Genomic DNA, 14,161 nt, shown 5'->3' on the forward strand with positions numbered 1-14,161 from the left:
ATATAAGAATCAAAAACAATTTATAATAGCTGATCAGGTTAAGTTTATCGAAACATAACCGATCTTCATTACATAAAGCATTAAATTCAACCTGGTTGTAAATATGAAAAAAACAATCGCGGCTTTTATTATTATCCTTCTTGCTCTTCCCTCTATAGTCATAGCCTGGGAGGGAAAAGTAGTTGCCATAGAAAGCGCCGACACCTTTATCATACTCAAAGATGACAACACTCCGGTCAAAGTTAGGCTTGCCGGGGTAATGCCTGCAAACAATATTTCATCCAGCAAAGCCCTTCTGGAAAGCAGCAATCTTGCTTTGATGAAAAATGTTGATGTAAGGGAGCTAAGTAAATCCGGAGACACCACAATCGGAGAAATAACCATAGACGGAGAATCTCTAACAAAAAACTTACTTGATGCGGGTGTTGTCCAGAGTCAAGCTGCACCTACCGCGACTGTGGAAATCAATAAACCGGAACCGGATTCAACAGAGGAAACGGTTCAGACGAATAATACAGTGGAGCAGCAGAACACGAAGCCATCTACTGAAGATATTCTCGCGGAATTGGAAGGTAAGTCAAAAGACATTGAACCTGAGTCCTCAACAATTTCCAGGGAAAATTCGGATAAAACTTATGAGGTCGCACCAAATGACATAAAGTCTGACAATTCGCATACAAGTCCTCCACAAATCCGTTATGTAAAAGTAAGTCAGCCACAGGGACTCGGGTTCTGGCCGGTGCGGCAGACGATTGTTCAGACACCTGAAAATGCAGCTCCCCCATCCCTGCCACAATATTCGCACAGTACTCAGCCAGCAGCAATTCACCGCCCGGAAGCGGAGGACAAGAAAATGCAGGAACCGGGAGATATAGCCAAAAAAGATTATGACCTGGCTGTCAGGGTACAAAAAAACACCAGAAGACAAAAAAACAGCGGTTTTCTGGTCCCTAAGAAAAAGAGCGAGACCTATGTAGGCGGTGCGGCAGGAACACAGTTCAAGATGGAACCGTCAGGTAAAGTGCCATATTCTAATTTTGGAGCAATGGGCGGTGCTACTGTAAGACATTTCTATCCTTCAGGATGGGGAGTCGGTGGAGATTTTACCGTCAGCAGTACATCAGGTAAATCCGGTAGCATCAGTAATTCTACAAACTCAACTTATGACTACAAAAGTAAAAGTTTTAATACCTATACTTTAACAGGTGCCCTGCTTTACAGATTTTATACAGATCCTCATTGGACACCATACGTAGCACTGCACGGAGGTTATTCACTGTTCTCCTACCCGGATACCATCTTCAACATTTCTGACGGAGCTCCTGTTCTTGGTGGTGGTGCAGGCATAATGTATGAATTTGATTCAGGATTAACTATAGGAACAGACATGAGATATCTTAAAACTCTCGGAACCAAATCAAATGATCCTGACGGTTTCTTTGATACAACTATCAACTTTGGTTTCACATTTGATTGACCCCAAACATAATCAGAATTTTGCAAAAGCCGGCCATACCGGCTTTTTTTTGATCTGTAAGAAATTTCTTATTCAACATTGACCTTGAGGGTTCATAGTTGTACTACATTTTTTAAACAAGTAACACAAAAGACTGACAACTTTAAATTGAATAAACGCAAAGGAGATTTAATTGATTTTTAATTCTTACAGTTTCCGTAATATCTCTTCCTTGCTGATGTTGTTGATTCTACTTTCTGTCCCTTCAATAGTTCATGCTCACAGAGTCAGTGTTTTCGCTTATATCGAGGGCGATAAAGTTTACACTGAAAGTTATTTCAGTAAGAAAAAAAGAGTGCATCAAGGAGAGATTCAAGTCTTGAAGCTCATTGATGATGAATTAATTTTAAAAGGTATTACTGATGATAACGGAGATTTTGTTTTTTCTATACCGGATAGTATTAAATCCCAGCCGTCAGGACTAAAAATAGTCCTTGTTGCATCTGAAGGACACCGCGGTGAATGGATTCTGACCGCAGACGAGATCTTCCCCGAATCACAAACATCCCCTCCTGCTCAACAAAATAATATTGCGCAAATAAAGAGCGATTCTCCTGACTCCTCTGTTAATGTTTCTGAACTACCTGAATTAAAGAAACAAATATCAATGTTGAATACTAAGCTTGAAACAATCAAAAGAATGCTGATTGATCAGCAGGAAAAAAGTCCTGGTATTCACGAAATATTGTCCGGGATAGGTTATATCTTCGGCCTGTTCGGTGTTGCTGCCTTCGTTGCTTCCAGAAAGAAGTAATTAAACAAACCTAAACTTAGGAGTTAACTGATGCGAAAACTGAATCTACTTCTGCTGACTGCTGTCCTTGTCGTGAGCTTCTGCGGTACTGCTTTTGCCCATTTCGGAATGCTCATTCCCGAGAAGTCAATCATTTCACCGTCCAAAAAGTCTGCAGAATTACAACTGTCTTTTTCACACCCCTTTGAAATGGTCGGAATGGATCTTGTCACTCCTAAAAAGTTCAGCGTATATTTTGATGGGAAAGAAACAAGTCTCCTGAAATCACTTAAAGAAACTCAGATAATGGACCACAAAGCTTTTAAAGCCGAGTACAAGTTCAAACGTCCCGGTATGTACACATTTTTTATGGAGCCCACTCCTTATCCGGAACCTGCTGAGGACAATTATATTATCCATTACACCAAGACTGTGGTTTCAGCTTTCGATGAAGGAGAAGAATGGAACAAGGCCCTCGGAGTCAAGACCGAAATTGTTCCACTCACCCGCCCTTGGGGTAACTATGCAGGCAATGTTTTTCAGGGAATTGTGCTTCTGGACGGAAAACCGGCTCCATTTACCAGAGTTGAAGTTGAATATTATAACAAAGACTCCAAATACACATCTCCCTCTGACTGCATGGTTACACAGGAAGTTCTTTGTGATTCCAATGGAGTTTTCACATTTGTATGTCCCAAAGCCGGATGGTGGGGTTTTGCAGGTCTGAACGATGCGGATTATAAGATTAAAGGTAAGGATGTAGAACTGGGTGCTGTTCTGTGGATTGAAATGCTCCCTTACAGCTCTAAATAAATTTTACCATGATATGTCAGTAAAGGCCGAAACAAAGTGTTTCGGCCTTTACTTTTTATACGGCTGTAATTATGAAAACTGAGGCGGCTGTGGCTTATTGGCGTGCACGCATTATAAGTATAATTATATAAAACGGAGAATTGATGCGTAACCCGCAGGTATTAATAGTAGATGATAGCAAAACCATCCGTTCTGTCATCTGCTCTCAACTGCGTAAGCACTCTATTGATGTTACTGAAGCCGAGGATGGCCTTCAGGGGTTGAGTCTTACCCGTGAGAATCATTACGATCTGGTCATAACAGATATTACCATGCCGGGGATCAACGGGTATCAGCTATGCACTGAGATCAAAAACAACCCAGAAACGCAGTCTACTCCTGTCATTATTCTCTCCAGCAACGAAAAGAACGACCAGATCGAAAAAGGGTTTGAAGTCGGAGCATCAGCCTATATCACAAAGAATAAAGCCAGACGCGATCTACTGCCGTATATACAGGATATCCTGAACCGATCAAAACTGCTTCGGGACAGACTGGTATTGGTTGTAGATGATTCCAAATATATTCTGAAGATAGTGAAGACAGGACTTAGTGCCGCAGGATTCAAGGTGGTGACAGCCAGAAATGGAGCTGAAGCCTATGAAATTGTCAGCGAAGTTGCGCCGGACCTGATCCTTTCCGACATCTGCATGCCTGTGATGGACGGGGTTACTCTATGTGAGAAAGTCCAGAATCATCCGCAACTCGCCCATATTCCTTTTGTGATAATGAGTTCCGGATCAGACCGCAGGACAATGCGTGAACTGCTTCATAAAGGAGCATCGGCTTTTCTGGTGAAGCCGTTCAATATTGATCAGCTTGTAATTACTGCCGAGAAGCTCTTAAGCGACCATTTCCAGATTCTTTTGCAGCAACGGGAGCTGTTTAAAAAAGAAAGAACATTGCTGATGGGAAGTATCACGAGCCTGATTCAAGCTCTTGAGGCTAAGGACTCCTATACTCGCGGTCATTCAGATACCGTAGCGCATATTTCAGTAAAAATTGCGGAAAAATTGACTCTTTCAACCACTGAAGTTGAAAGAATTGAGTTTGCCGCCCGCCTTCATGATCTGGGCAAAATCGGAATACGTGATGATATCCTGCTGAAAAACGGTCCACTCACCGATCAGGAATTTGCGGTCATAAAGCAGCATCCCGTTCTTGGTGCGGAAATACTTAAGCCGATTCCCAGTATGGAAGACATTATCCCGGCGGTATTGCATCATCATGAAAAAATGAATGGTAAAGGCTATCCACACGGATTAAGTGGATCTGAGATTCCTCTTTGGGCCAGGATTATCTCCGTTGCGGATGTTTATGATGCGCTAACTACTGACCGCCCCTACAAGAAGGCTTTCACCCATTCTGACACAATGGATTTTATTCAGGAAAAGTCCACAGATGAATTATGCAGCGAATGTGTGGGAGCATTCGGGGAAGTTATGACTGAGCTTAAGCCAGACTTCCCCGGAACACTCAACAAGGCTGCAATTTATCCAGACCACAAATCTCCCACGCTCTCTCCTTACTGATTTCTTCACCTTCATTAAGGATTGTTTTTTCCAAGCCTTCATCAACATCAGCACTTTCATCTACACCCATCTGAAAAACTCTTTTCTGGTTGGTATCGTAAATGTAGGCATTATCTTCATACTGATAGAATTTAAAAGGATTCTGCATAGTTCCTCCCGAGATTCAATTTAAAATATCAAAGAGTTCTATCACTTTGTTCAGTGACAAGAAAGACTTAATATTCTAGAATTATTTTCACATTAAGTCAGACACAGGGAGAAAACATGAAAACATTGTACTGCCTTTTATCCCCCCTGCTCCCTTTTTTGATAGTTGCTTTGTTTTATTCAGGCGCATATGCGGAAACTATTGAATACAGATGTGATCAGCAGGTGGGGTGTATTGATCAAAGAGTTAACTTCGGAGCAGTTCAAATCAAATGCACTGACGTTAACGGAGATATTCTGTCAGACTGGGTCTGTGAATATGAAATTGAATACTCCTGCCGCAACAGGCTTACCGGAGAAGTGCGGACAGGGGGATTTGACCCTCTTGCCGATTCCTTGTGCGACAAACTCTGCGGCCCGTGTAAAAATGGCTGGAAAGAAAATCACCAGTCTCCTTAACAGGGCCTTGCCAACAGCCGAACAATGATATAGATACAACACTCTTCACCCGCAAGGGCTGCAAATTTCTTTTTGTTGCACACCCTTGCATCATCTTTGTTAATGCATATCATATTAACAGAAGCAGTTCTTTGAAATGGGGGCGCACAGGTTTCGACGGGGGTGAATGAAGCCAAGGTTGCAGGTCGTGGCGCCGCTGGCCACGTAAAAAGCGGCACAATCATAATTGCAAACGACAATTACGATTACGCAATGGCAGCTTAATTAAGCTTGCCATGTCATAGCTTTGATGTCTGATATTAGCTTTGACAACAACCCCATCAGGCTGGCTACTCTCGCGTTGCACGTCCGTGAGAGGGTGAGAACCTAGCACGCGCTGGTCCATGTGTTGCCTGTTCAGGGGCGTTCATGTGGACGAGAAACAATACTTGAACTAAACCTGTAGACATCTTGGTGGAGCATTCTCGGACGGGAGTTCGACTCTCCCCGCCTCCACCACCCAATTGAAATAATTGGACTTTTTCAAAGAAAAAAAGGCTCGTAGCATATCCAGTACAAGTTTAGTACATAAGCTAGTACAAAAGGACATGTTATGAGCCTTTTTTTATGCCTTCAGGGCAACACATATCATTACCGCAAGGCGATCCCTTCAATGCTTCGTCCTTATCTCGGTAAACAAGAAATCAAAAAATCTCTGAGAACTGGAAATAAACTTGAAGCTCAGAGCAAGGCTTTGTTATTGAATGAAAAAATATCAGCCCTACTGAACAAAGCGAGAGAATTAATGGATAACAATAAACTATCTAATGACGATAAACGCAAAATTTTAAAGACTGTATTTCATCAAACCCTTACTGTTTACAACAAAGTTCTTGATGACAGCTTAACTGGTTATCGTCACATGAAATTTCTCGAAAAATTTAGTGGATATGACTTCAAGGACTTTAAAGATTTCGAAAAGCATGCCCTCAATGAAATGCTTGAAAAACATAAGAATAAAAAGTTCTTTGGTGCGCGTCGTCTTGCCAAATTTGCGGCTAATGAGTGCGGAATTGACTACCCTGCAACTGATATGGATGGCAATTTTCTCAATGAAGTTTCACTAGCAAATATTGACGCACACCGCTTGATTTACGCTCGTAGCCAAGGTGAAAATCCACCTATACCAGAACAATATAGAATGCAGACCTCTTCCAATCACATAGTTGATAATTCTGAAACTAAAACGGCTCCAATCACTGAAAAGGTTCCTCAAAAAGAAATAACAGTCGAGAAAACCCCTTTATCTGTCATTATAACCGAATACACCTTTGACCGTGAATCCGCTGGTAGATGGTCTGAAAAAACCAAATCAGAAAACCTTGCTTGCTATAACAACTTTCTCGAATTCGCAGGGGAAAGCATTTTTTGCGCAGACATCGATTATCACCTTGTTAGGGACTACCGGGAAGCATTGACTAAACTTCCAGCAAACAGGAATAAATCCAAGCAATTCAGAAATAAATCAATTCGAGAAATTCTTAAAATGAACGTTAAAAATCCAATGTCCACGACCACAGTAAACAAAAATTTGAATAGACTTTCATCCCTATTCAAATTCGCTATAAAGCTGGAAAAGATGACCGTTAACCCTGCCGAAGGATTAGAACTATCTGTTGCAACCAAAGATTCTGAATTAAGGGCTGTATATAGCAATGATAAACTTCAACGTCTTTTTAATTCAGACGAATACTTAAACGATAGCTTTAAGAAACCTTTCATGTTCTGGGTGATTCCAATAGCCCTATTCACAGGAATGCGGCAAACAGAGATAGCCCAGCTTCATCTCCATGACATCAAGAAAGAAGGAGATATTTGGTATATTGATATTAATGACGACACTAAAACTAAAAAACTGAAAAATAAGAACGCCAGAAGAAAAGTTCCACTTCATGATTTTTTAAGCAAAACACTCAATCTCCCTGCTTATGCGGAAAAACTGAAATCAGAAGGTCACAAACGTTTGTTTCCAGAATTAAACTATGGTCGAGATGGATACGGACAAGCAGTTAGCCGTTGGTTCAATGGGCATGGAGTAGGCTCTAAACAGGGCTATAAGGCACTTTGTGGCATTACGAGCACCCAAACACCAAAGAAAGATTTCCATAGCTTTAGACACACTGCTATTGACCACTTAAAGCAAAAGCAAGTTGACTTAAAGCTACTTCATGAATTCGATGGACACTCCTTCGGAAGTATGACTATGGATCGCTATGGTAAAGCATATAATCTTAAAACCATGTATGAAAAAATAGTCTCACAAATCAGCTTTGATCAAGAATTAGACCTTACGCATTTGATGAAATCAAAATATGTTCTCTAAAAAGATCAATCAGTACGATTAAGGAGCGTTCAATGTTTGCATATGGACGAGTCTGGAAATACAGGAACTAATATTTTTGATTCAAATCAAGAGTATTTTTATCATCTTGCAGTAGTCTCTAAATGGGACATAGATTCTTTGTTGAGGGTGTTCAAAAAACAGTCATTCAAAACTGTATAAAAATTATAAAAAAACCGAGCTTCATGGTCACAAGCTCGTTTTTCTCAAGGTTTCAAACATATTAATCACACATTAAAAATATATTGTTTTAGATAGATGGTTTAAGTTATGTTAAAAAACAGTTTTTTACATATAATATACTATTTTTTTATTTTTTTTTCAGCCTATTAATTAACTCTCTCTCAGTACCTATGCATTGTTTAAAAATAATAATAATTTTTTTTTTTTACTTTAATAATAAATTAAATTAATTAATAACTATATCTATCTCAATCTATGTCACCAAACTCTATCTATGTAATTTAATTTAATCAACTCTAATTCATTCTATTCTTTCTTCTTCTTCTTCTTCTTTATCCCTATCTCTCTTGGTCACCTCTCTCTCCAAAGATACAGAAATAGAGAAAGATATAAGGCTGTACTCCATTATACGAGGAAAAAGAAGCACCGTAACTACTGGGTTAAACGAGTTACAGTGCTTCAAAAGTGGCTATTTTTTGTCTACATCGAGTTCAATTCCACATACTTCTTTAGAGTATTTTCTCATCAGCTCTTCCAGAATGTTCTCATGTTGCTCTTGAACAATAAATGAATCATGAATGCATACAGCATAAATTTTTCTTCGTGTTAATTCTAAGAGTATTTTTTCTGCTATATCGGAGTCTTCTTTCTGGAGTTCTGTGCCGACACCAGTGCCAAGATATTGTTTTATTTTAGCATGCTTCTTTTTTATAGCTACAATTGCTTGCTTGATCCATTCTTTATCTTTACAATGTCCGAATTTTTTCTTTAATTCATCGCTTTCATCAATCTTTTCCACGAGAGCAGACATAGCACCCCGCTCAGTGTTCGCATTAATGAGCATATTAAATAGCAACTTTATAATTTTTCTCTCTTTTTTGTATCCAGTAATTTTATAAGGATCAGTAGAAAGCTTTATTCCCGATCTGCTATACAATAAATTAGGATGAAGAGCGATATAATCGAGCTCAACGGTTGGTTGTCCGTTGCAAAGTATTTTTTCCCGAAACTTACTTCGTATTGTCTGAATCCAAAAACTATAGAATCTACCACCATGTCCAAAGTCACAATTAAACACCCGACAATATTTATGCCTATATGGATTTGGAGGATAAATGGTTCTGCGTTTATTTTTGGTGTGCTGAGAGTTTTTTTTCTTTTGTTTTTTTTCTTTATTTTTAACAGTTATGATTTCTAATATATAATCTCTTTTCGACATATCTAATTGCCATACACCTGAGCTCTGAAATTCGTTTATCTCTTTTATGTTTTTCAACATTTGAAGATATTCTTCTGTTATCAGCTCATCTGTAATCTCAATTTTTTCCCCCGGTATCCTAATTGTTTTCTTACCTTTCCTCTTTTTCTTTGTTTTTTTTCTTAAAACTATTGCTTCGTGTTCGACTATCGTTAAATCAGGATCAACATGGTATTCTTTGAAATAATCTCTTAGTTTTTCTGTATGTATAATTCTAGTTCTGGTTCCTTCACAATATTCTCCTGCCCACTCCCCTTTGATTGTATATATTAATTCTTGTTCCTTTAATATTGTAAGTACGTTTTTGACAGCCTCATAGGTAAAAGACAAAGAATAAAGTCGTGAATCTTTACTATAATCTGAAGCACTTAATGGGACGGCAAGATACATATATTCACAAGCTGAATAAGTAATATATAGATTTAATAAAAATTGATGTAATACATTGTTATATCTTTTTTTAGTTTTTTTATGGTTACCCTTTAAGCTTCTTCTTGCTTTTTGCCATATTTTATCTACTAGTCCTCCAAGGTTTTTAAATCCTTTTCTGTTGTATGCATCTAGTAAATAAGAATAATGCACTGGGATTTTTAGATCATCAATAGAAGACTCCTGAGCAAAAATGTTCATCATAAATATTACCTCTTGGTTTTAAATTTTGTTCACGGTTTTGGTGAGTGCCGTTTCTCATTTTGGCGAAGTTCATAATCTTCTCCATGTGCCTTTCAGCGATTAAATAGTTTAAGGCCGCATAAAAAATATATGCGGCCAATTTTAAAACAGGTCTTCGCTACCCTACGTAAGTAAGCATTTACACGCCTAGCTATAGAATGTCAAACGAAAATTCACACAAGCATTACTATTTTAAATATCAAACTTTGACTTGATGTTGTAGATGGTGCTTTTTTTCAACCCAGAAAGTTTTTCAATATCAGCCACTTTGTAACCAGCCCTGAGAAGTTCTTTGGCTTTTTCGTGTTTCTTTTGATTAATTTGTTTCCCCTTATATTTTCCTTCAGCTTTTGCTTTGGCAATTCCTACTGCTTGTCGTTCCTTGCGTAGGTTAGTTTCAAATTCAGCAAAGACTCCAAGCATCTGAAGAAAGGCTTTACCGCTAGCTGTATCTGTATCAATTTTCTGATCTAGTATTTCAAGACTTGCTGACTTGCCTTCTAGATGTTCAACAATGCGAGAAAGATCAGCCATATTTCTAGCTAGTCGGTCAAGTTTCCAAACTACAAGCTTATCGCCCTCACCTACGACTTTGAGGATCGTTTCTAATTCGCTGCGGTCCTTCATGCTGGTCCCACTCTGCTTTTCTTCAAATAGTATCGCTTCTGGGTAAGCAGCCTCTAAAACCTCTTTTTGGGCGATTAAATTCTGATCAGCAGTACTTACTCTTGCATAGGTATATATTTTACTCATTCGATGTCTCCATGAGTTACATATATTCCAATTGAAATTTAAATGTCAATTGGAATTCCATTTTAAGCTTATTTTCAAACCTAAAATGGAAACTTAAAACAAAAGCACCCTATTCCAATTAGGGTATACTTAAAATGTAATCTTAATGAGTAGTTATAGTTGTGTTGATTCTACTGATTAGATGTGATGGCGTATTGTTTATGTTGACTGTTTTTTATTTGTATGCGGGAAATATTTTTTCAAATTAGAATAAAATTTTTTTAATATCTGTTTTCTTGTTGTCTTTCTATCAAAAATCACTTGTCTGCTAATTTGTTCCTCTGTTTTTCTAAATTTAGACAATGAAGCATCATGTTTTATGATTCTTATGAAGAGGACATTTAAATAGGCTTCTTCTGTCTTTTGAATGTTAAATAATTGACTGTTAATTTGATGCTCTACATTTTTTGCTATTAATCTAGTTTTATGAAATTTTTTATTAACTTCTTTTCTTCTGTTTTTCTCTTCGTCCTCTATCTTTTGCGCTTCGAGATAGCATCTAAAGTCCTCTTCTTCTTTTTCTATTATTGCATTATATAGACTATTGTTGGGCTTATGAGGATAAATACACTCAAACACAACATATGACGATAAAGGCATAGCAGGGTTATAATGACCTATTTCTTTAACTTCTTTTAAAATTTCTTTTATAGCCACTTCATATATAGAATTTATCACCCTTGTATCTTGGCCTTTGTAGTGAAGGATAAAACTATATTTTTTAATTTTATCTCTATATTCACAGTAGTTAGGATGATTGAATGTATTGTCACATATATCAAATTGACCGAATCTGGAGATGTTAAGCCTTTTAAATATTGATTCAAAGTCATCCCAATGAAACTCTGTTTCATAACCATTGTCGAAGCAGATGAGCATATTAAGCCTTATTTTAAATGAAGTTTTAGTACTTATATTATTCTATTTTTGTTAATTGCATTATATCTATATTGCCGATTTAATATCAATCGTTTTGAGTAGGTTGGGCACACTAAAACAAATGTTGATTGGTGAACAACCTACCCAATAGGCTGAGGAACCCTTCCCATCATGAGTTCAAAGTGACCGCCCTGTCCGTTATTAGCGAAGATTGCTTCAAAAACTTTGAGGTAATTCTCTCTTGCTTGTGGTGTTTGAGCAATAAACAGATCATCACCTACGTAGTGAGAACCATCATTCACCCAATCCAGCAATGAATGACAAATCTGTTCATTATCTCCTGAAAATCCAGTCGCTAAATCTCGAATATTCATATCACCAAATATTTTAAAATAATTTTCCAAAATACGCCTAAGAGTATTTCTTAAGTCAAGATCGGGATACTTATCTGCGGATTTTACTTCTTCCCACAGCATTTGATAGCTTGATCTTATTGGATTATTTGACTCATGGTTTTCAACAATTGACTTGTCAGCAGATTTTCTAATCAACCAAAAATTTGAAATTGCCAGCAGTGCATGATCGTTACTTCTTGGAGTAACTTCCTTAAAAAAATATATATTATGGGTTAGCAAAAATATTTGGTGAATTTTAACTTCACTCCGACTTTTCATAAGGTCATTAATGAGTCTTGAAACAACATACAACACCTTACTGTCCAAACTCGAAACAGGATCGTCAAAAACAATGATCTTATCGTCCAATGTGTTTGATTCTGGATCAACACCTTTTACCATCTGATAAAAATACAAAAAGGCTATGAATGTTTTCTCACCCTCACTTAGTGTGGTATTTGCAAGATCTCCATTTTCTCTGACTATTGAATACTTAGCCTGTTCATCTACCTGAGTTATAGTAAAATTTGAAAAACCAAATTGCTGAAGTATATTGTTGATGTCTTGGGCTGGCTTTGCAATATTTTTCAGTTTTTCACCAATTTCACTAATTCTCAATTTTAAGTTAGTAATTTCACTCTCTGCAGCAGACTTTTTATCAATGAGATTTGTTATACCCCTATTTTGTCCACTCACTTTTCTTTTATATGCTTTGTAAGCAGGACTAACCTTAGCACCCAAGTAAGTCCAAATATCTTTCTTTAACTGCTTCTTTCCATCATCAAACGTACCTAGCTTTTTATTGTAAACTTCAATAGCCTTATTAGATGATGTTATTACGCCAAAGATAAATTCAAGCTGCTCCGTAATTTTTTCAAATGAGATTACTTCGCTAGGTTCTTTTATTTTTCTATTAATTTCATTTTTATTTCTAATAATTGATGCTTCAATAGCTTTTAAGGCAAGTTTAACATCTTCAAATTTAAATAATTCATTTTCGAGTTCAGCATAATCATTTATACTCTGGACAAGCTGCTGCATTTCAGTTTCAAATTGTTCCGCAAACTCACTCAAAATTTCTTTTTGCTGCTTATAAGTCTCATCAAAATAGCTCTCTAAATCTTCTCGAAGTGACTTGGGAGCTTCCTGCTGACAAAAGGGACACTTCACCCCATCAAAAAAGTCACGACCTTGGTCAACCCAATCATTGTTGCCTAAAGTCGCAATCAACTCAGCAATAGTGGTATCTTCTTTCCCTTTTATGGCTTTTTCCAAAATTGAATGCCCTTCCAGACTAGAGAATTCTACCCAGCTAAAAATAGGAAGAGAATTTAAATCTTCTGGCCTACCATCTGGTGAGAAGTATAATTTAGCAGCTTCTTGTAACTCTTCTAAACTTTTACTTTCTTCCTCTTTTTCGGCAAATTCAATGCACCGCGCCATAAATTTCTTATGAGGTTTTTTGTATCCTATGTATGCTTCATTGAACATTCCGCTATAAGGTGTCCCTATTTTCCAACAATAATCAGTAAATTCCTTTACTTCTGATGCTATTTCATCACTTATTTGGGTGATATTCCCTTCTGCATCAGAAATCACCTTGTTTTGCTTACCTATCTCTACTTCCTTATCAACAAGCTCCTTCTCAAGTTCAGGAGCATCTTTACCCATAACAAAAACGCCATCAAAGGTTGTTGGCTCGATAACACTCTTCACAAAATCAGCATCATAGACACAAATTTTCCTACTGGTTCCCTCTTCCCATCCTGAGCAGACAGAACAATTTGAAAAATTTTTCCTTGGAGTCCTCTCATTGAATTCACAATCAAGAAGTTCCGCTATCGTACTTTTACCACACCCATTTTCCCCATAGATAAAATTTAAGGGTTGCAAAGGGCCAATCTCTTGGGCTTCCTCTTTATAGCTGGCAACATTATCTAGCGTAATACTCCTAAGCATGTTTTCTCCCATTTATTTAATGACTTCAAACACATGACACTCTCTATACTTTACAAAATAACAGCATCGTAGAACTGAGAAATAAAGAGGTCAATAGGGGTGGATACTTCTAACTAGCTAAAGAATCATATTACGCAAAAAACGCATAAAAGGGTTAACGAAGGAAACGAGTTAACCCTTTTATATTATCAAGTTTTGTACAAGATGGAGTTCCGACATAAATCTAACCTGCGGCATTAGGATTAGGAATAGTATTCAGCCCAAACAATCTAATTCGATTCCCATTTCAGGAATCGAATTGACAAATTTCCAGTTTAGTACATACCCTAGTACAAAATATACGGCGGCAAACGCTACGGGCCTTTTGATGTTCGCTTTTATGGAATCTCTCCCCGCCTCCACCA

Annotated in this window: 11 protein-coding genes and 1 other RNA gene; 7 read left to right on the forward strand and 5 right to left on the reverse strand. The window is 37.6% G+C overall.

Annotated elements, in window-relative coordinates:
* The first annotated feature begins 103 nt into the window (after nt 1-103).
* The 4 genes from ACZ5PW_RS12790 (at nt 104) to ACZ5PW_RS12805 (ending at nt 4,633) form a co-directional block, all read left to right on the forward strand.
* The gene (locus tag ACZ5PW_RS12790; RefSeq protein WP_464554261.1) at nt 104-1,477 is read left to right on the forward strand and encodes a hypothetical protein; all 1,374 of its coding nucleotides are present in this window, start codon (nt 104-106) and stop codon (nt 1,475-1,477) included.
* Between the two features lie 172 nt (nt 1,478-1,649).
* Nucleotides 1,650-2,270: a hypothetical protein gene (locus tag ACZ5PW_RS12795; RefSeq protein ID WP_464554265.1), complete on the forward strand. Its 621-nt coding sequence runs from the start codon at nt 1,650-1,652 to the stop codon at nt 2,268-2,270.
* A 30-nt stretch (nt 2,271-2,300) separates the two neighbouring features.
* Nucleotides 2,301-3,062, forward strand: coding sequence for a DUF4198 domain-containing protein (locus ACZ5PW_RS12800; protein ID WP_464554268.1), 762 nt, complete (start codon nt 2,301-2,303; stop codon nt 3,060-3,062).
* Nucleotides 3,063-3,205: 143 nt separating this feature from the next.
* Nucleotides 3,206-4,633: a response regulator gene (locus tag ACZ5PW_RS12805; RefSeq protein WP_464554271.1), complete on the forward strand. Its 1,428-nt coding sequence runs from the start codon at nt 3,206-3,208 to the stop codon at nt 4,631-4,633.
* Here ACZ5PW_RS12805 and ACZ5PW_RS12810 read toward each other — a convergent pair.
* On the reverse strand, nt 4,578-4,781 hold the full coding sequence (locus ACZ5PW_RS12810) for a hypothetical protein (RefSeq protein ID WP_464554274.1): 204 nt from the start codon (nt 4,779-4,781) through the stop codon (nt 4,578-4,580). The two genes, ACZ5PW_RS12805 and ACZ5PW_RS12810, sit on opposite strands and share 56 nt — an antisense overlap.
* A gap of 116 nt (nt 4,782-4,897) precedes the next feature.
* Between ACZ5PW_RS12810 and ACZ5PW_RS12815 the strand changes: the two genes are divergently transcribed.
* From ACZ5PW_RS12815 to ACZ5PW_RS12825, 3 genes are all read left to right on the forward strand, one after another.
* Nucleotides 4,898-5,239, forward strand: a complete 342-nt coding sequence (locus ACZ5PW_RS12815) for a hypothetical protein (RefSeq protein ID WP_464554277.1) — start codon at nt 4,898-4,900, stop codon at nt 5,237-5,239.
* Nucleotides 5,240-5,377: 138 nt separating this feature from the next.
* Nucleotides 5,378-5,737: a transfer-messenger RNA gene (ssrA, locus tag ACZ5PW_RS12820) on the forward strand.
* A 94-nt stretch (nt 5,738-5,831) separates the two neighbouring features.
* The gene (locus ACZ5PW_RS12825; protein WP_464554282.1) at nt 5,832-7,601 is read left to right on the forward strand and encodes a tyrosine-type recombinase/integrase; all 1,770 of its coding nucleotides are present in this window, start codon (nt 5,832-5,834) and stop codon (nt 7,599-7,601) included.
* A 670-nt stretch (nt 7,602-8,271) separates the two neighbouring features.
* Here the strand turns inward: ACZ5PW_RS12825 and ACZ5PW_RS12830 are convergent.
* The 4 genes from ACZ5PW_RS12830 to ACZ5PW_RS12845 form a co-directional block, all read right to left on the reverse strand.
* Entirely contained in the window at nt 8,272-9,693 is a 1,422-nt protein-coding gene (locus tag ACZ5PW_RS12830; protein ID WP_464554286.1) for a hypothetical protein, read from the reverse strand.
* A 231-nt stretch (nt 9,694-9,924) separates the two neighbouring features.
* Nucleotides 9,925-10,485 carry a recombinase family protein gene (locus ACZ5PW_RS12835; RefSeq protein WP_464554289.1) on the reverse strand — a complete coding sequence of 187 codons (561 nt, stop codon included), beginning with the start codon at nt 10,483-10,485 and terminating at the stop codon, nt 9,925-9,927.
* A gap of 198 nt (nt 10,486-10,683) precedes the next feature.
* Nucleotides 10,684-11,403: a hypothetical protein gene (locus tag ACZ5PW_RS12840; protein WP_464554293.1), complete on the reverse strand. Its 720-nt coding sequence runs from the start codon at nt 11,401-11,403 to the stop codon at nt 10,684-10,686.
* A 140-nt stretch (nt 11,404-11,543) separates the two neighbouring features.
* The gene (locus ACZ5PW_RS12845) at nt 11,544-13,757 is read right to left on the reverse strand and encodes an AAA family ATPase (RefSeq protein ID WP_464554297.1); all 2,214 of its coding nucleotides are present in this window, start codon (nt 13,755-13,757) and stop codon (nt 11,544-11,546) included.
* Nucleotides 13,758-14,161 lie beyond the last annotated feature (404 nt).

It is taken from the genome of Maridesulfovibrio salinus (assembly GCF_055394525.1).